Raw genomic sequence first — 17,565 nt, 5'->3', positions numbered from 1 at the left:
CGTCGATGCCCATCGGGCTGGATGAGATCAAGAGCCGCCTGCGGAAGTTCGCGACGGTCGAGGCGGCCGGTGTTTCGCCGCTGTACGAGCACCTGGCGTCGAAGGCGTCCGAGGACGACGACGTCGCCGGGCTGCTGGCCGACGCCCGCGGCGGTGAAGCGCGCGGCACGCTGCTCCTGGCGACCGCGCACCGGCTCATCCAGGCCGACCCGATCCACCCGCTCTCGCGGTACTACCCGTCCGTCGGCGGTTTCGACGGTGTGGACTCGGAGACGTGGCCGCTGTTCCGCTCGTTCCTGCTGGAGCGGGCGGACAAGGCACGCGCGATCATCTCCTCGCGGTACACCCAGACCAACGAGGTCCGCCGGGCCGCGCTGGTCTATCCCGCGGTGACGGCGGCGGCGAAGGAGGCGGGCGGCAAGATCGCGCTGCTCGAGGTCGGCTGCAGTGCGGGCCTGCTCCTCGGCCTGGACAAGTACGCCTACCGCTACCAGTGCGCCGGCGGCGAGCAGCTCACCGCAGGGCCCGCGAAGGCCGCCGTCGGCCTGCACTGCGCGCTGGACCTCGCACCCGGCGCCGTCACGCCGAAGGTGCCGAAGAAGCTGACGGTCACCGCCCGCGCCGGCCTCGACCGCGCCCCGGTGGACCTGACCGACGAGGACGAACTGGCCTGGCTCGAAGCCTGCGTCTGGGCCGACCAGCCGGACCGGATCCGGCTCCTGCGCACGGCCGCGGCCGCGCAGGGCAAGCAGCGACCGGACCTGATCACCGGTGACGCCGTCGACGACCTCGCCTCGGCGGCCGCCACGCTGCCCGCCGACGTCCCGCTCGTCGTGCTGACCAGCCACGTGCTGGCGTACCTGGGGGAGCGGCGGGCGGACTTCCTGGAGGCGCTGAAGAACCTCGCCGGGGATCGGCCGCTGTGGTGGGTCAGCGAGGGGTTCTACGCCGCCACGCTGGAGCCCTTGGTGCCCGGCCGGGCCGATCTGGCGGAACCCGCGGGCCTGGCCGTACTCGGGCTCGTCCGCTGGGAAGGCGGTGTTCCGGACGTCCGCGCGCTGGCCAGGACCGCGCCGCACGGACAACGGATGACCTGGCTCCCGGTTTGACTCTTCTGCCCGGTCGCATGTCGATAAAGCATCGACAAGGACATTTTTCACCTCATGTGGCCGCTTTATTCACGGGTCATTCGCCGAATCGGCCACGGCACTTGTCACGCGGGTGAGGCATTCGCGGCGGGCAGGACATCCCAGTCGCGGAGAGTGACGAACAGGAGTTCGGCCAAACGGCCGCCTTTGTCGAGTTCGATCAAGGTTTCGGCGTCGATCCACCGGGCGTCGTCGGCGTCGTCCCCGGCACGGAGAGTGCCGCCGGTGATCGAGCAGGCGTAGTCATGGATGTCGAACGGGCCACGGCGGGCGTTGCCGACGTATGTGCCCGGCATCACGTCCAGTCCGGTCTCTTCGCGCATCTCGCGTATGACGGCCTCTTCGTCCGTTTCGCCGGGTTCAACACGTCCGCCGGGTACCGACCACAGTCCACGTCCGGGTTCATTCGCGCGCCGGATCAGCAGAATCCGCCCGAGTTCGTCATGGGCGATGCCGCCGACACAGCGGACGGTGCTGTTCGAAACGGTGTTCATTCCCGAATGGTAGACACTGGCTTCCTGACAATGGCTGTCCTGTACACGGAGAGTAGCCGTACGGTACACTTCCCCTCGCCGGCTGACCCAAGCGCGGGACTTCCCTCCCGCGCCGGTGGAAGGTGCGGTACAAAATGAATAGCCAGTATCCGCAGTCAGTCACCGTAAGAGACAGGATTGATCGCTGTGAACGCGAAAAAGCTACTCACTTTCGCAGGAATCGCGTTGGTGCTGTTCTTCGTGATCGCGCAGCCAGGTCAGGCCGCGGGCCTCGTGGGAAACATCATCGGGTTCCTGCGTGACTCGGCTGAATCGGTGATCACTTTCGTCAGCAACGTCTTCAGCTAGCGGACGGCGGATACTCTATCGGTATGTTCGCCCCACGCGATCCAGACGAGTATCTCCTCGACACCGAGCGACGGGTCATCAGGATTCGCCGTCACTGGGCGGTGCTGCTGTGGGACACCTTCGAGGCGGTGGCCTTGCTGGCCATCTGCGTCCTGGTGTCCTACCTGCTGCCGCCTGCCGCGTGGGTGATCCAGAACATCCTCTGGTACGCCGCGTTGCTCGTCATCCTGCGCTTCGCGTACGTGGTGATGGAGTGGTGGGTAGAGAGGCTGGTCGTCACGGACAAGCGCTTCGTCATGACCACCGGCGTCTACACCACCAAGGTGCTGATGATGCCGATCACCAAGGTCACCGACCTCACGTACGAGCGTTCGGCGACCGGCCGGATCTTCGGCTACGGGACGATGGTGGTCGAGTCGGCCGGTCAGATCCAGGCGCTGAACCGGATCGACTACCTGCCCAAGCCGGAAGAGTTCTACGACACGATCTCCGAGCTCGTGTTCGGCGACAAGCAGAAGCAGGCCGAGCGCTTTTCGATGATCAAGGCGCAGCGTGCGGCGCGCGGCAAGAAGAAGGTCGGTTAGCGCAGGTCCCGGGGTCGCTGTGACCTGGCGCATCCTCGATACTCATCCCTGATGCGCATCGACCTGCACGCCCACTCCACCGCCTCCGACGGTACCGACAGCCCTGCCGGGCTGGTCGCCGCCGCCGCGAAGGCGGGCCTCGACGTAGTCGCGATCACCGATCACGACACCACGGCCGGCTGGGCCCCGGCCGCCGAGGCACTCCCGCCGGGGTTGTCCTTGGTGCCCGGCGCCGAGTTGTCCACGATCTCCGTCGATCCGGTGACCGGGCGGCACGTCAGCGTCCACCTGCTCGCCTACCTCTTCGACCCGGAGTCGCCGGCGCTCGTCGCCGAGCAGACCCGGCTGCGGTCGGAGCGGCGGTGGCGGTTGCGCGTGATGGCCGAGCGGATGGCCGCCGACGGCCTGCCGGTCGATCCCGACGAGATCATGTCGCTGCTGCCCGAGGACGGTTCGGCCGGACGGCCGCATCTCGCGCAGGCCTTGGTGCGCGCAGGCGTCGTCTCGTCGGTGAACGAGGCCTTCGGGAGCTATCTCGGCAACGGCAGCGGGTACTTCGTGGCGCGCCAGGACACGCTCGTGGAAGACGCGATCGACATGATCGCGGACGCGGGCGGGGTCACCGTCATCGCGCATCCCTTCGCCTACACGCGCGGCGCGACCATCACCGTCGACGTGCTCGCCGCGCTGGCCGCGCACGGGCTCACCGGCGTCGAGGTCGACCACCCGAACCACGACGAGGAGACCCGCGTCCGGCTGCACGGGCTCGCGGGGGAGCTGGGGCTCGTTCGCACCGGGTCGAGCGACTACCACGGCACGAACAAGACCATCGATCTCGGCGACGAGACCACCGACCCGCTCGCGCTCGAAGAACTCGTCGCGCGGTCGACCGGCTACCAGGTCGTGTCCCGGTGACGATCACGGACTTCTTCGACGCGCGCCTGTTCATGAGCGCGACGATCACGCTGATCGTCATCATGGACCCGCCCGGCACGGTGCCGGTGTTCCTGAGCCTGACCGGCCGCAAGCCGGTGGCGTTCCGCGCCAAGGCCGCGCGGCAGGCGGTGCTCGTCTCGCTGCTGGTGATCTCCCTGTTCGCCGTCGCGGGGCAGGCGATCCTGTCGTACCTCGGCATCGGGATCCCGGCGCTGCAGGGTGCGGGCGGGCTGTTGCTGCTGCTCATCGCGTTGCAGTTGCTGACCGGGAAGACCGGCGGCGAGGCCGAGGCGGCGGGCGACGACGTCAACGTCGCGCTCGTGCCGCTCGGGACGCCGCTGCTCGCCGGTCCCGGCGCGATCGCCGCGACCATCGTCTTCGTGCGGCAGGCCGATGGGCACGTCGGCGCGTACGTGGCTCTCGCGCTTTCGATCGTGACGGTGCACTTCGTGCTGTACCTGTGCATGCGGTACTCGGGCGTGGTCATCCGGCTGATCAAGGAAAGCGGGATCACGCTCCTGGCGAAGATCGCCGGTCTGCTGCTGGCCGCCATCGCGGTCGAGCTGGTGGCGAACTCGGTGAAGGGCTTCATCGCCGGGAACTGACCGGGCGGGCGGGGCGTGGCGGGGGCTGAAGGGGCCTTTCCCCTCATGTCATGCGGCGAAAGCTCCCTTCACCGCGTCGGATGCGGGTATGGGCCCCTTCAGCTCCCGGCCCCGACACAGGACCGGCAGGCGATAGCAAAGGTCCCTTGCTGTCGCTGTGGCCTCGCCAGCGTGTCGTGAAGGCCTCCTTCCCTACCCTGAGGGTAGGGAAGGAGGCCTTCACGGACCGCCGCTTCACCCCAAGTGTCACAGAAACCCCAGGCACTTCAGCAACTCCACACACCACAGCGGGCGCCCAGGTACATGAAGGGGTCCTTCCCTGCGCTAGGCGCCAGGGTTCCGGCAAAGTCGGCTAACCGCTGGTCGCAGGGGTGACGGAGTGGGCTCGTCACTTGTGGCCTGACACGCTCCTCGAATGTCCACGGAGGACGGTCTTGGCGCATTTTTGCCCGATTTGGGTGGTTTGCAGGGTGGTCGTGAGTGGTAAGTGTCGTTCTAACGCTTCTTATCGCTCACGACCCCCGCGCGAAACGTGCAGAGTGCTCGAATCGGGCATCAGGGTCCGTCCTGCAGCCCCCTGTGGACAGTCTCACCTCGCCAGGCGACGACCAGCCCGCTGGAAACCCTCGAAACCTGACACGTGCGGATAGCCGACTTTGCCGAGACCCTGGAGCTAGGCGCAAGCAAGGGGGCCTTCATGTACCGACCGTCAGCGGCAGAGGCAGGCGATAGCAAAGGTCCCTTGCTCTCTTCGGCGGGGATGCCCTCGAAAAGTGTCGGTGGGGGTGCGTAGCGTTGCGGGCGGGGTGATCCGATGGAGCAGATTGGTTTCGACTTCGGCGTCGAGGCGCCGCGCAAGCTGACGAAGGTCTCGCCCGCGCGCCTCGCGACGTTCGAAGACTGCCCGCGCCGCTACCGCATGTCGTACATCGACCGCCCGCCCCCGACACGCACCGGGGCGTGGGCACACAGCACGCTCGGCGCGGTGGTGCACAACGCTTTGCGGGCGTTGTTCGACCTGCCGGTGATCAAACGCGTGCCGCAGCGGGCGATGGCGCTCGTCGCCGAGCACTGGAAGGACGCCGGGTTCGAAGACTCCGACCAGGCCGCCCGGTATCGCGCGCGAGCCAAGGGATGGGTCGCGGAGTACGTCGAGCACAACGACGTCAGCGTCGATCCGGTCGGGCTGGAGCGCTGGGTTTCGGCGCCCGTCACGCTCGAGCCGGGCAGCGGCCCCAGCCTCATCATCGAGGGCCGCGCTGACCGCATCGACCAGCGTGGCCGCGAACTGGTGATCATCGACTACAAGACCGGCCGTCGAGAGCCGGACGAGTACGAGGCGCGGTCTTCGCAGGCCTTGGCGCTGTACGCGGTCGCGGCGGCCAGGACGCTGCGTACGCCGTGCTATCAGGTCGAGCTGCACCACGTGCCCACCGGCACCATCGCGGCCGCCGAACACACCGAGCAGAGCCTCAAAAGGCATCTCCAGCGCGCCGACGAGACCGCCGGGGACCTGCGGCTGGCAACGGATACCCTGAAGGCCGGCGGCGACGAGGACGTGTTGTTCCCGGCTCGCCCCAGCCGCCGTTGCTCATGGTGCGACTTCCGGCCCAGCTGCGCGGCGGGCCAAGAAGCCGGTCCCGCGTCTCAGCCGTGGGAGCTGCTGGCGCCCTAGATTCTTCACACCCGACGGATTGGACAGGCGAGGACGTGTCGTCACCGGACACCGAAGAGCTCGCGACCACACCGGCGCCACTGGGCACGGACGAGCCCGCGACGCCCGGCCGCGGCCGGTTCTGGCGCGGGCTGACCGGTTCGCTCGCCGCCGGGATGGTCGTGCTCGCGGTGCTGGTCCTCGCGATCGCCGGGATCTGCCTGTTCACCGGCGCCCCGGGGCCGGGGCCGCTGATGCTGATCGGACATCCGGTCGCGGCGGTGGTCGCACTGCTGGCGCAACGGGTCGCCGATGGGCGCACTGGCCGCGTCGCGGGCTTCGCGGGTCTCGGGGTCGTCGTGAGCGTGATAGCGGCTTTGAGCCTGTTCTGGTGGAACTAGCCGGGACGGCAGCAAACTGCCATTCACCCGGCAAAGGGCTTCGGTGCGGCGAAACTTGGAACTCACTGGGCGCGTCGTAGAGGAACATCCGCCGCGCAGCGAGGACGAAGGGCACCGTTGATGACTTACCCACCCCAGCCAGGACAGCCCCAGCAAGGCCCTGGTGGGCAGCAGTACCCAGAGCAGCAGCAGTACCCAGGGCAGCAGTACCAGCAGGGCGGTTACGACCAGAGCGGCGCGTACCCCCAGCAGCAGTACCCGGGCCAGCAGCCGTACGGCCAGAACCAGCAGTACGGGCAGGGCTTCGGCGGGCCGCCCGCGAAGCCGAACAACAGCAAGACCGGCCTGCTGGTGGGCATCGCCGCCGGTGTCGTCGTGCTGATCACGCTGGGGATCACCGGGTTCGTCGCTCCCGGGTTCTTCCTCGGCGACGACAAGGCCGACAAGGCGTCCGGCCCCGAAGGGACCGCGCAGGCGATCGTCGACGGCATCAACGCCCACGATCAGGCCGCGTTGACGGCGCTCAAGTGCGGGAACGCGGAAAAGGACATCGACCAGATCATCGAACGGGTCGGCGACGCGTCGAACGCCACGCTCGGCGCGGTCACGAAGGTCTCCGAAACCAAGTACACGGTGGCGGTCACGGTGAGCATCGCGGGGCGGCCGGGCACCGCCACCGGCACGCTCGCCGGTGAGGGCGGCACCTGGTGCTGGAAAGAGGTCAGCCGGCTGCGCACCCGGCCCACCACGTGATGACGGCGGGCGACAGCAAGGGACCTTTGCTATCGCCTGGCGGTCACTTGAGGGCGGCCAGGGTGGGGCCGCGCTGCTCCAGCAGCACCGGACCGACCGAAGAGAGCTGCACCGGCCCGTTGTAGCCGCGCCTGTCGACGCCGACGGTGCGGATCGTGGTGCCGGTCAGCTCGTCGAGGACGGCGAGCCCGCCCTGGATCGGCACGACCAGCTGTTCCCCGAAGGTGATGCCGGGGCCGACGGAGCTGTTCAGCGTCCAGCGCGGCGTGAGGTCGTCCCGCGAGAACGCCATGGTCTTCGAGCCGGTGAACCAGTAGACGCCCTGCGCGGTCCACGCGGTCGGCATGATGCCGCCCACCGGATCCTGCGCGATGTCCGCGGCGGGCACGTCGAGCGGGTACGCCGACTTCTGCACGCCGTCGCCGCCGTAGATGACCAGTAGTTTCTGTTCCGGCAGCACGATCAGCGCGAGGTCGCCGGACATCGCGACCAGCTTCGCGTTCTTCCCGGCGAGCACGGTGCTGTAGTCGACCTTCGGGTCGTCGGCCTCGTCGTTGCTCGCGCGGTAGACGGTGAAGCGGTCGGCCGGGTCGCCGGGGCAGCGTTCGATCACGCCGATCTTGCCCGCCGCGGCCGCCACCGTGCCGTAGGTGCAGCCCGTCCTCGGCTGCTTGTTCGCGTTCACGATGGCGGGGACCTGGCCGTACTCCATGCTCTTGACCAGGTCGTCGCGCCAGGTGTTGAGCAGCTTCTTGCCGGTCGTGGTGACGTGAGAGCCGTCGACGACCAGCCGGGTGCCGAGTTCGGCGTCGCCGTTGCGCTGCGCGGTGCGGCGGCCGGTCCCCGCGTCGAGCTGGGTGACCTCACTGCAGCCGGTGTCCTTGCGGTACACCGCGTCCACCTTGATCCCGGCGAGCGCGACGGTGCACAGTTCGAGATCGCGGGAATACCGCCACCGGACGTCGCCGGTGTACGGGTCCCGGCCGAGTACTTCGCCCTTGTCGGCGGTGACGACGCTGTTCGCCTCGCCGATCGGGACGGGCGTGGACGAACTCGGCGCTTGCCACAGTTCGGTCAGCGAGCCGGGTACTTCCGCCGGCGCGGGCGGGAGCCCGGGCGGCAGGGTGGCGGCGACCTGCGCGACCGTCGCCGCGTTGTCGCTGGTCACGCCGATGACGACGCCGGTGACCGCGACGACCACCACGATCCCCGCGGCGAACATACGATCCCGCGTGCGGTTCCACGGCGAGCGCCGGGCGCGTTTCCCGGCCAGCGGTGGCTTGGTGGCCTCCGGCTGGGCGGGTTCGGCGTCCAGCACGTCCTCGGTGCCGATCACGGCCGAGGTCTCCGGCTCACTGCCGTTGGACGTCTGTTCGGGATCGACGGGCACGGGCCGCGCCGGATCGTTCTCCGGCGCGGCGTCCCAGCGTTCGCTCACGTGCCCCTAGCTCCCCACGTCCGCGGTCTGAAAACTCAGTCTGCCGACGCAGGTGTATCAGAAGTCGCCGAGGGACGGCGACGGCGGCGTCGGCGAGCCGGACGCTCGGCGCTGTCGCCGGCTTCCTTCTCGACGGCCGGACCGCTGACCTCAGGGCTCGGCTTCGCGGCGCCACGGCTGCGGCGGCGCGTGCGGGTGCGGCCCTCGGACGAGGTCTCGCCCTCGGTGCCTTCCGCGGAAGCCGCGGCGGCGGCGTCCGCCGCCTCGATCTTGGCGGCCGCGTCGGCTCCGCCGCGGGTCCGCTTGCGCGGCGTGCGGTTGCGCTTGCGGGGCGCCTCTTCGTCCTTGTCCTTCGCCGGCCCCTGGCCACGACCCCGGCGCTTGCCGCCCAGGTCTTCCTCGACCTCGGCCGAAAGCCCGGCGCGGGTCCGCTTCGACAGCGGGAGACGCCCGGTGGTGCCCTCGGGGATGCCGAGGTCGGAGAACAGGTGCTTCGACGACGAGTACGTCTCGGCGGGCTCGGGCATGTCGAGCCCGAGGAGGTCCGAGATCATCTTCCAGCGCGGCTCCTCGTCCCAGTCGACGAGGGTGATCGCGACACCGGTGCGCCCGGCGCGGCCGGTGCGGCCGATCCGGTGGACGTAGGTCTTCTCGTCCTCCGGCGTCTGGTAGTTGATCACGTGCGTGACGTCGTCGATGTCGATGCCGCGGGCGGCGACATCGGTGGCGACGAGCACGTCGACCTTGCCCGCCCGGAACGCGCGCAACGCCTGCTCGCGGGCGCCCTGGCCCAGGTCACCGTGCACGGCGGCGGCCGCGAAGCCACGCTCGACGAGCTCGTCGGCGACCTTCTGCGCGGTGCGCTTGGTGCGGGTGAAGATCATCGTCAGGCCGCGGCCCTCGGCCTGCAGCGCGCGGGCGATCAGCTCGGGCTTGTCCATCGAGTGCGCCCGGTAGACGAACTGGGTGGTGCGCTCGTGGATCGCGCCGGCGTCGTTCTCCTCGGCGCGGATGTGCGTCGGCTGGGTCAGGAACGTGCGGGCCAGCGTGATGATCGGGCCCGGCATGGTCGCCGAGAACAACATCGTCTGGCGCTTGTCCGGGACCATCCGCAGGATGCGCTCGATGTCGGGCAGGAAGCCGAGGTCGAGCATCTCGTCGGCCTCGTCCAGCACCAGACCGCGGACCTTGCCCAGCACCAGGTGCTTCTGCTCGGCCAGGTCCAGCAGGCGGCCGGGGGTGCCGATGACGACGTCGACGCCGCTGCGCAGCGCCGCGATCTGCGGCTCGTAGGGACGGCCGCCGTAGATGGCCAGGGTGCGGATGCCGAGGTGCTTGCCCGCGCCCTTGAGGTCGTTCGCGACCTGGATGCACAGCTCACGGGTCGGCACGACGACCAGCACCTGCGGGGTGCCGTCGCCGGGGACCTCGACACGGTGCAGCAGCGGGACGCCGAAGCCCAGCGTCTTGCCCATACCCGTGCGGGCCTGGCCGATCAGGTCGTCGCCGGCCATGGCCAGCGGCAGCGTCAGCGCCTGGATGGCGAAGGTGCGCTCGATCCCGGCCTCGCCGAGGGCCTTCACGATCTCCGGCTTGACGCCGAAGGAAGCGAAGGTGGGGGATTCGGGTTCCACCGGTGCGCCAGCCTGCAGCGGGTGCGACACGTCGAGGGCGGCCGGGCCGGTCTCGCTGTGCTCCAGCGCGACGGCCTCGGGGACGCTCGTGGTGTTCTCTTCGGTGGTGATTTCGTTCGTGGTCAGGGTGCTCGCCTCTCTCGTGACCAGCGCGCACTGCCCTGGTCACCGATCGACACTCGACCACGAAAATTCGCTCGGCTCCGCGCTACTGGCGCTGAAGCGGCCCTTCGTGGGAATGCCGCAGGATGGCGTGCACGCACATCATTCTTTGTGCTGACCGGTGCCGCGCCGACTGTCCTTCAGCCGCAGCAGCGTTCCGGTCCGGACGGAAGATCCGTCGTTTCCGGCCGCCAGTGTACCTGGTCTGCGCTTTTCGGATAGTCCCCATCGCGTCAGGAGGTGGGACGGGTCTCTTTCCGGCCGAGGTCGTGGCCGCGCCGACATGCGTGGGATCGGTCTCTTCGCGACGTCAGGGGTGTGTTCGGGGATACCCTCATCGCCGTGACGGAGGCAAAGCAGATCAGTGAAGGCGTAGTCGATTTGCTCGGCGTACTCGCCTATGGGGAATTGTCCGCATTCGATCGTATGGCGGAGGACGCGCGCACCGCGCCGACACTGTCCGGCCGGGCCGCGCTGGCGTCCATGGCCGCCGCCGAGATCGGGCACTACGACCTGCTCACCAAGCATCTCGCGGGGCATGGCGTCGCGATCGAGGACGCGATGCGGCCGTTCGTCGGGCACATCGACGCGTGGCACGCCTCCACGGCGCCGCGCTCCTGGCTCGAGTCCCTGGTGAAGGCCTACGTCGGCGACGGCCTCGCAGCGGATCTCTACCGCGAGATGGCCAGCTGGCTCGACCCCGAGACCAAGGATCTGGTGCTCACCGTGCTCGCCGACACGGGGCATTCCGCGTTCGCCGAGCGCGAAGTCGCGGCCGGGATCGAGGCCGACCCGAAGGCGCGCGACAAGCTCGCGCTGTGGGGCCGCCGCCTGCTGGGCGAGGCGTTGACGCAGGCCCAGTACGTGGTCGCCGAGCGGGACGGGCTCGCCGAGCTGATCGTCGAGGGGTCGGGCGACCTCTCGGGAATCGCCGCGCTGTTCCGCCGGTTGCAGCAGGGGCACACCAAGCGCATGCAGGTACTGGGGCTCGGCTGACGCCGGGTCGGCTAGCCTGGTCGGACAAGTAATTTCGAACTTCAAGCGGAGGTCCCACGTGGAGGTCAAGATCGGCATCAAGGACACGCCGCGAGAGCTCGTGGTGTCCAGCAACCAGTCACCCGACGAGGTCGAGGAACTGGTCGCGAACGCCTTGAGGGCCGGCGACGGGATCTTCCGCCTCGACGACGAAAAGGGCCGCAAGTACATCGTGCCCACCGACCGGATCGCCTACGTCGAGATCGCGCCGTCGGATGTTCGCAAGGTCGGCTTCGCTGTTGGTGGTTAACCCGATCGGGTTGTAGTCGGATGTCACAGTGGCGTCACCGCCGCGTCTCAGCCAGCTCTCAGATTTGATCGTCACGCTATGGCGGGGACGGCAGGGGGCTAGCCGAGAAATGAGGTGGACGGCGTCACTGTGATGGACCGCGCGCTGGTCGACAGCGTGCGCACTGTTCCCGAACAAGGCAAGCGGGTCGCGGGGCGGCTGACCGGTATCGACGTCGCCCGCGGCCTGGCCGTACTCGGCATGTACGCGGTGCATGTCGGCCCCGATCCCGCCAAAGGCGGCGTCGGGGTGCTGTTCAAACCGTTCGAAGGCCATTCCGCGGCGCTGTTCGCGGTGCTGGCCGGAGTCTCGATCGCGCTGATGTCCGGCGGCCGCCGTCCGAAACTGGGCCGCGACCGGACGCGCGTCGCGCTCAAGCTGGCGACCCGCGCACCGCTTCTGGTGGCGCTGGGGCTGTGGCTGACCAGCCTCGAGACCGGCTACATGGTGATCCTGGCCTACTACGGGGCCTGTTTCCTGTTCGCGATCCCGTGGCTGCGCGCGAGCGCGAAGGCACTGGCGATCGCCGCCGTCGCCGTCGCCGTGGCCGGACCGCTGCTCTCGCATCTGATCAGGGCTCAGCTGCTTCCCCGCGACCTGCTGTTCTTCGCGCCGGACCTGACCGCGGACGACGCCACGTCGACGGGGCTGCTGAAGGCCGCGACCGTTCTCGTCCTCACCGGGACGTTCCCCGCGTTGACGCTGATGGCGTACGTGTTCGCCGGGATGTCCCTCGGGCGGATGGACCTGACCTCGCGCAGCGTGTGCCGACGGCTGTTCTTCGGCGGCTCGGCGCTCGCGGTGGGCGGGTATGTCGTTTCCTGGATCGCGACCGGGCCGCTCGGTGGCATGCAGGCCGTCTACCGCTCACTGGAACCCGCTGCCGCGCAGGCGGGCATGACGCCGTCGGAGTTCTTCCGGCTCCACCAGACCTGGATCCACGGCACGCCGCCGACCACCAGCTGGGCCTGGGAGCTGCTGCCGACCGGGACCTCGTACACACCGTTCGACCTGCTGATCTCGATCGGGATCGCGGCGGCGGTGATCGGTGGCTGCCAGCTGCTGATGCCGAAGTTCGAGCGGGTGCTGCGGCCGCTTTCGGATCTGGGCGGGCGGGTGCTGAGCGCGTACGTGCTGCATTTCGTGGCGATCGCGCTGCTGTGGGACGAGAGCGACGGCGATTCGATCTTCAGCGTGCTGCACTTCGTCGAGTTCTCGGTGGTCGCGCTGACCGCCGCGGTGCTGTGGCGGAAGTTCGTCGGGCGCGGGCCGCTGGAATGGGCGATGAACAAGCTGTCGAGCTGGCCGAAGTACCTGTTCGACGCGGCTCGGGTGCCCGCTCAGCGGCGGGGCTGACGCACCTCCAAGTACGTGAAGGCCCCCTTCCTTGCGCTAGACGCAAGGAAGGGGGCCTTCACGTACTTGGGATCAGGCGTTGAGCTCGTTCAGTTCTTCGAGGCTGGTCGGCACGTGGAACGGCGGCGTGCTGGTGCCCATGATGCGGTAGCGGTCCCACGGGTCCGGGTCGGAGAGCTCGCCCTTCGCGCTGTACTCGCCCGCGCGGATCTCGACGGCGGTCTTCTTGCCGTCGGCGGCCGCGGACACCTGCTCGTTGGTGGCCACGCGGCCGTACCAGCGGTAGTACCCGTCGATGGGCTGGAAGTAGCCCCGCAGGTCGACCGTGGCCGCGATCTCGGTCCCGTCGATCACGAGGACCGCTTCGCCGGCGTAGCCGTCTTCGTCGTGCTCGCTCATTGCCCCTCCACCTGCTTTTCCTGGGTCTTCCGCATCTGGACGACCTTGTTCTCTTCGAGCGGCAGATTCGGGTCGATGACGATGCCCTGCTGCCGGGAGAGGCCGTCGATCGCGGCCCAGATGATCTGCGTCAGGTATTCGACGACGCTGTCGCGGCCCATCGAGCGCCGGTCCAGCCACCATTCGCCGGTGCTCTGCACCATGCCGACGATGCCGTGTGCCCACGGTTCGGCGGCGCCGGAGTCCATGTTGAACATCCGCATGTAGTCGCCGAGCAGCGCGGTGAGCGCGGTGGCGATCAGTTCCTTGTCCTCGGCGACGACGTCGGACTTGACGAGCACCTTCTCCTGCAGGCCGCCGCGGGCGAGCAAGCGGTAGAGGTTGGGGTGCTCCTCGATGACGCTGAAGAACGCGTCGAGCGCCATCCGGATCCGGGGGACCGGGGCCAGCTCGGAGTTGATGGCCGGGATCAGCCGTTGGAAGAGGATCTCCGTGCCGCGCTGCCCGAGCGCGACGTACAGATCGGCTTTGTCGTCGAAGTGCCTGTACAGCACGGGTTTCGTGACGCCCGCTTCGGCGGCGACGTCTTCCATGCCGAGGTCCGGGCCGTGCGTGTCGAGCGCGCGAAGGGCGGCCTCGACGAACTCCGCGCGGCGCGCGATCCGGTGCTTGCGCCAGCGGTCGCGACGGGCGTCGCCCGTGTCGGCCTCACCCGCCGTGGGGTGCTTGCTCGACTGCTTGCTGTTGCGCTTGACACGTTCGATCACCCAAGTCATGCTACCAGAGGTAACTGTTACCGCGAGTTACAGATAGGGGTGTGTCGGCAATGACGCGGGCGCTGAAGGAAACAGACCGGGAGAAGACAGCCGAGCGGCTGCTCAAGTCCTCCGCAAACAAGTTCTACGACCCCGACGTCGACATCGACTGGAACGCTCCTCTCGTGGACGGGAAGCGTTTCATCCCGGCCCACCGCTCCTCGCTCTACGGCACCAAGCTGTGGGATTCGCTGTCCGAAGAGCAGCGCATCGAACTCGGCAAGCACGAGGTCGCGAGTGTCGCCACGACCGGGCTGTGGTTCGAAATCCTCCTGATGCAGATGCTGCTCAAGGAGGTCTACGACGAAGACCCGACCAGCTCGCACGCGCAGTACGCGCTGACCGAGATCGCGGACGAATGCCGTCACTCGACGATGTTCGCGCGGATGGCGTCGCGGATCGGCTGCCCGTCCTACGGACCGGTGCCGTGGCTGCGGCGGCTGGCGAAACTGATGCCGTCGATCAGCTACGGCCCCGCGCGCTACGGCGCGATCCTCGTCGCCGAAGAGGTCCTCGACCGGCTTCAGCGCGAGCAGATGAACGACCCGGACATCCAGCCGCTGGTGCGCATGGTCAACCGCATCCACGTGCTCGAAGAAGCCCGGCACGTCACCTTCGCCCGCGAAGAAGTCACTCGCGGCATGGCGAAGCTGACGAAGAAGGAAATCGTCTACCAGCAGTTCATCATCGCGCTCATTTCGTACTTCGTGACGCGGGCCTTCATCAACCCGCGCGTCTACAAGGCAGTCGGCATCCGGCCGCGCGAAGGCGTGGAAGCCGCGATGAGCAACCCGCACTGGCAGGAGAGCGTGCGGTGGGCCGGCGAGAAGATCATGCCGTTCCTGCAGGAATCCGGTCTGGTCGGCAAACCCGGCATGTACTTCTGGCGCAAGTCGTTCCTGCTGCCGGGGAAGCGATGAGGGGCGTCAAGCAGCGCGGTTCCGTCTCCTGGGATCCGTCCCGGGAGCACCGGTTCGTGACCGGTGACGGCACCGCCCTGCACGTCGAGACGAGCGGTCCCGCCGACTCCGAACTCACGCTGATCCTCGTGCACGGCTGGACCCAGGACCACCGGACCTGGGACAGCGTGGTGGCCAGGCTCGGCGACTCCGTCCGGATCCTGCGCTACGACCTTCGCGGGCACGGTGGTTCCGCGCCGGCGAAGCCGGGTACGGCGACGATTCCGACGTTGGCGAACGACCTCGCCGAGCTGATCGAAGACCGCGTGCCGAACGGCCCGATCGTGCTGGCGGGGCACTCCATGGGCGGCATGACGATCATGGAACTTTCCCGCAGTCATCCCGAACTCGTGGCCCGGCGCGTCGCAGGGGTCGCGTTCGTCGCCACGTCGTCCGGTGAGATGGACCGGATCACCCTCGGCCTGCCGGGGATCGCGGGCAGCGGCGCGGCGAGGTTCGAACGTCGGCTCGCGAAGCTGCTCGCGAAGAACCGCCGGGACGCCTTGCCGTTGCCGCTGTCGGTGGTGCGCCCGGGCGCGCGCCTGCTCGTCTTCGGGCGGCGGCCGCAGCGGGCGGATCTGGACTCGGTCGCCGAGCAGTTGTTGTGCGCGCATCCGGCGAGCGTCGCGGGATTCCAGGACGCGATCTCACGGCACGACTGCCGGGTCACGCTCGCCGCGCTGCGCGGGAAACCGGTGATCGTGCTGTCGGGGGAGCGGGACCGGCTGTGCCCGACGACGCACGCCAAGGTCATCGCCGACGCGCTGCCGGACGCCGAATTCGTGCGGTACCCAGGTGCGGGGCACATGCTTCCGCAGGAACGCGCACAAGAGGTCTCGGCCCGCATCGCGGCTCTGGTCCGCAGCTCCGCGAGGGTCTAGAGAGCGGGGGACCTTTGCTGTCGCTCTCGGTGGGGCAAGCGATAGCAAAGGTCCCTTGCTCATTTCAGAGGCGCGTGTAGCCGTCCTCCAGCAGGCGGATGCCCGTGGCCTTGTAGGCGTCCTGGTCGTCCGGGGCGAGGGTCGCCAGCCCGTCGACGTAGCGGTTGAACATGCAGAAAGCGGCCGCGATCAGCACCGTGTCATGGATTTCGACGTCCGTCGCGCCCTCGGTGCGAGCGGCCGCGATCAGGTCTTCGCTCACGGACTTCCCGCCTTCGCGGACAGCCAGCGCGACATGCAGGAGCGCCTTCACCTTCGCCGACACGGGTGCGCCGTCGACGTCCTGCCACGCCGCCTCGACGACCGGCATGCCGCCTTCGAGCGCTTCGGCGGCGACGGCCGCGTGACTGCGGGAGCAGAACGTGCAGTCGTTGCCGCGCGAGACGACCGCGCCGATCAGCTCGCGTTCGCCCACACTGAGGCTGCTCGGGCCGCGAAGCAGGACCTCGGCGAGTTGCCCGAGCGGCGCCGCCGTCTCCGGTCGGTAGGCGAACAGAGCGGAGATACCGGGCAGGTTCTCGTCGAGCGCGATGTGGGGCATGGGCTACTCCTCGCGGATCGGCAACGCGGTCGCTCGATTCATAGCCGAAACCAGGCCCCTCACGATGCCGCTGGATGGACCAACGCGAGAGCAAAGGTCCCTTGCTCCCCGGCCGTGCGTGAGTGGCGTCGGGTGGGCTGTGTGGAAATCGGGACTTCGAGTGTCCCTATTTCCACACAGCTCCTCCGGATCCGACCGCACGGACGCTGACGAAACGCGGGGTCAGTGCTGCAGCGGGAAACCACCGCCGATGCCTCGCCAGGCGAGGTTGGCGGTGAGCGCGACGGCTTCTTCCTTGCTCATCGACTTGTGGTGCGCCAGCCAGAACCGAGCGCTGACCTGCGAGAGACCGACGAGGCCGACGGCGAGCAGCCGCGCCTTGTCCTCGTCGAGGCCCGCGTCGGCGGTGATGGTCTCGGTGATCGCGTCGACGCTGGCCGACGTCGCGCGGTCCACCGCCTCCTGCACGGCGGGCTCGCCGCGCAGATCGGACTCGAAGACCATGCGGAACGCGCCGGCGTCGTTGTTCACGAAGTCGAAGAACGCGCCGACCGTCGCCGGGACGCGCTGCTTGTTGTCCGTCGTGGAATCGAGCGCTTCCTTGACCCGCCGCACCAACTCGTCGACGTGGCTCTCCAGCAGCGCGATGTAGAGGTCGAGCTTGCCGGGGAAGTGCTGATAGAGAACCGGTTTGCTGACCCCGGCCTCTTCGGCGATCTCGTCCATCGCGGCGGCGTGGTATCCGTTCGCGGCGAACACCCGCTGCGCGGCGGCCAGCAGCTGGGCCCGGCGTTCCGTTCTCGGCAGGCGGACGCCTCGGGCCTGCAGTCGCGCCATTTCGGTCATCGTTCCTCCAGTCGAGCGGGGCTCCGCAGGGCGGGGTCACCGCCGCGTGAAGTGAACTCGAGATTACTCGCCGGTACGGCCGGACCGCCAAGGGTCGGGCATCCTGGTGCTGTGTCGTCTTCAGTTTCCCGTGCCGCCCGGGACCGCCCGCCGCTGACCCATGTGCCGCTCTCGCGCAGGTCATTGCCGTCGCTGGACCCCGCACCGCCGCCTTGGCCCGGGGAAAC

20 protein-coding genes are annotated in these 17,565 nt (G+C 68.7%); 13 read left to right on the top strand and 7 right to left on the bottom strand.

The annotated features are described in order from the left end of the window. Window positions 1-5: 5 nt before the first annotated feature. Entirely contained in the window at window positions 6-1,109 is a 1,104-nt protein-coding gene (locus ACLJPX_RS39875) for a DUF2332 domain-containing protein (RefSeq protein ID WP_410605422.1), read from the top strand. A 104-nt stretch (window positions 1,110-1,213) separates the two neighbouring features. Here ACLJPX_RS39875 and ACLJPX_RS39870 read toward each other — a convergent pair whose 3' ends face one another. Next, window positions 1,214-1,642 (bottom strand): NUDIX hydrolase, encoded by a 429-nt coding sequence (locus ACLJPX_RS39870; protein ID WP_410605421.1) that lies wholly within the window; start codon window positions 1,640-1,642, stop codon window positions 1,214-1,216. Window positions 1,643-1,819: 177 nt separating this feature from the next. Here ACLJPX_RS39870 and ACLJPX_RS39865 point away from each other — a divergent pair, with 177 nt between their 5' ends. From ACLJPX_RS39865 to ACLJPX_RS39835, 7 genes are all read left to right on the top strand, one after another. After that, a complete protein-coding gene (locus ACLJPX_RS39865; RefSeq protein ID WP_085939772.1) occupies window positions 1,820-1,990 on the top strand; it encodes a hypothetical protein in 171 nt (56 codons plus the stop codon). A gap of 23 nt (window positions 1,991-2,013) precedes the next feature. Beyond that, a complete protein-coding gene (locus ACLJPX_RS39860) occupies window positions 2,014-2,574 on the top strand; it encodes a PH domain-containing protein (protein WP_101612506.1) in 561 nt (186 codons plus the stop codon). 51 nt (window positions 2,575-2,625) lie between these two features. After that, entirely contained in the window at window positions 2,626-3,489 is an 864-nt protein-coding gene (locus ACLJPX_RS39855) for a PHP domain-containing protein (protein ID WP_410605420.1), read from the top strand. Beyond that, window positions 3,486-4,115, top strand: a complete 630-nt coding sequence (locus ACLJPX_RS39850; RefSeq protein ID WP_101612508.1) for a MarC family protein — start codon at window positions 3,486-3,488, stop codon at window positions 4,113-4,115. Before ACLJPX_RS39855 ends, ACLJPX_RS39850 begins: the two co-directional genes overlap by 4 nt. A gap of 814 nt (window positions 4,116-4,929) precedes the next feature. Beyond that, window positions 4,930-5,790, top strand: a complete 861-nt coding sequence (locus tag ACLJPX_RS39845) for a RecB family exonuclease (protein ID WP_410605419.1) — start codon at window positions 4,930-4,932, stop codon at window positions 5,788-5,790. Window positions 5,791-5,825: 35 nt separating this feature from the next. Then, entirely contained in the window at window positions 5,826-6,170 is a 345-nt protein-coding gene (locus ACLJPX_RS39840) for a hypothetical protein (protein ID WP_410605418.1), read from the top strand. 120 nt (window positions 6,171-6,290) lie between these two features. Then, window positions 6,291-6,923 carry a hypothetical protein gene (locus tag ACLJPX_RS39835; RefSeq protein ID WP_410605417.1) on the top strand — a complete coding sequence of 211 codons (633 nt, stop codon included), beginning with the start codon at window positions 6,291-6,293 and terminating at the stop codon, window positions 6,921-6,923. Between the two features lie 43 nt (window positions 6,924-6,966). On the opposite strand, the gene ACLJPX_RS39830 is transcribed toward ACLJPX_RS39835, so the two are convergent. Beyond that, a complete protein-coding gene (locus tag ACLJPX_RS39830) occupies window positions 6,967-8,361 on the bottom strand; it encodes a hypothetical protein (RefSeq protein WP_410605416.1) in 1,395 nt (464 codons plus the stop codon). Window positions 8,362-8,396: 35 nt separating this feature from the next. Continuing rightward, complete coding sequence (locus ACLJPX_RS39825; protein ID WP_410605415.1) at window positions 8,397-9,995, bottom strand: DEAD/DEAH box helicase; 1,599 nt, start codon at window positions 9,993-9,995, stop codon at window positions 8,397-8,399. A gap of 504 nt (window positions 9,996-10,499) precedes the next feature. On the opposite strand from ACLJPX_RS39825, the gene ACLJPX_RS39820 reads away from it, so the two are divergent. From ACLJPX_RS39820 to ACLJPX_RS39810, 3 genes are all read left to right on the top strand, one after another. Continuing rightward, window positions 10,500-11,153 (top strand): ferritin-like fold-containing protein, encoded by a 654-nt coding sequence (locus tag ACLJPX_RS39820; protein WP_034313407.1) that lies wholly within the window; start codon window positions 10,500-10,502, stop codon window positions 11,151-11,153. A gap of 58 nt (window positions 11,154-11,211) precedes the next feature. After that, complete coding sequence (locus ACLJPX_RS39815; RefSeq protein WP_076163324.1) at window positions 11,212-11,442, top strand: DUF3107 domain-containing protein; 231 nt, start codon at window positions 11,212-11,214, stop codon at window positions 11,440-11,442. 114 nt (window positions 11,443-11,556) lie between these two features. After that, the gene (locus tag ACLJPX_RS39810) at window positions 11,557-12,837 is read left to right on the top strand and encodes a heparan-alpha-glucosaminide N-acetyltransferase domain-containing protein (protein WP_410605414.1); all 1,281 of its coding nucleotides are present in this window, start codon (window positions 11,557-11,559) and stop codon (window positions 12,835-12,837) included. 72 nt (window positions 12,838-12,909) lie between these two features. Here ACLJPX_RS39810 and ACLJPX_RS39805 read toward each other — a convergent pair whose 3' ends face one another. Continuing rightward, on the bottom strand, window positions 12,910-13,236 hold the full coding sequence (locus tag ACLJPX_RS39805) for a DUF4873 domain-containing protein (protein ID WP_101612514.1): 327 nt from the start codon (window positions 13,234-13,236) through the stop codon (window positions 12,910-12,912). Continuing rightward, complete coding sequence (locus ACLJPX_RS39800; RefSeq protein ID WP_101612515.1) at window positions 13,233-14,012, bottom strand: TetR/AcrR family transcriptional regulator; 780 nt, start codon at window positions 14,010-14,012, stop codon at window positions 13,233-13,235. Before ACLJPX_RS39800 ends, ACLJPX_RS39805 begins: the two co-directional genes overlap by 4 nt. 50 nt (window positions 14,013-14,062) lie before the next feature. Between ACLJPX_RS39800 and ACLJPX_RS39795 the strand changes: the two genes are divergently transcribed. Together ACLJPX_RS39795 and ACLJPX_RS39790 are read left to right on the top strand one after the other, a co-directional pair. After that, window positions 14,063-14,971 (top strand): AurF N-oxygenase family protein, encoded by a 909-nt coding sequence (locus ACLJPX_RS39795; RefSeq protein WP_168214502.1) that lies wholly within the window; start codon window positions 14,063-14,065, stop codon window positions 14,969-14,971. Beyond that, complete coding sequence (locus ACLJPX_RS39790) at window positions 14,968-15,891, top strand: alpha/beta fold hydrolase (RefSeq protein WP_410605413.1); 924 nt, start codon at window positions 14,968-14,970, stop codon at window positions 15,889-15,891. The genes ACLJPX_RS39795 and ACLJPX_RS39790 overlap by 4 nt, the downstream gene beginning before the upstream one ends. A gap of 64 nt (window positions 15,892-15,955) precedes the next feature. Here the strand turns inward: ACLJPX_RS39790 and ACLJPX_RS39785 are convergent, their stop codons facing one another. Then, window positions 15,956-16,492: a carboxymuconolactone decarboxylase family protein gene (locus ACLJPX_RS39785; protein ID WP_101612518.1), complete on the bottom strand. Its 537-nt coding sequence runs from the start codon at window positions 16,490-16,492 to the stop codon at window positions 15,956-15,958. Between the two features lie 222 nt (window positions 16,493-16,714). Beyond that, a complete protein-coding gene (locus tag ACLJPX_RS39780; RefSeq protein WP_101612519.1) occupies window positions 16,715-17,338 on the bottom strand; it encodes a TetR/AcrR family transcriptional regulator in 624 nt (207 codons plus the stop codon). Window positions 17,339-17,565 lie beyond the last annotated feature (227 nt).

This window comes from Amycolatopsis sp. lyj-90 (assembly GCF_046549035.1).
GTDB lineage: Bacteria > Actinomycetota > Actinomycetes > Mycobacteriales > Pseudonocardiaceae > Amycolatopsis.
The sequence above is the reverse complement of the archived record's forward strand: the minus strand, read 5'-3'. Positions and strand labels throughout refer to the sequence as shown.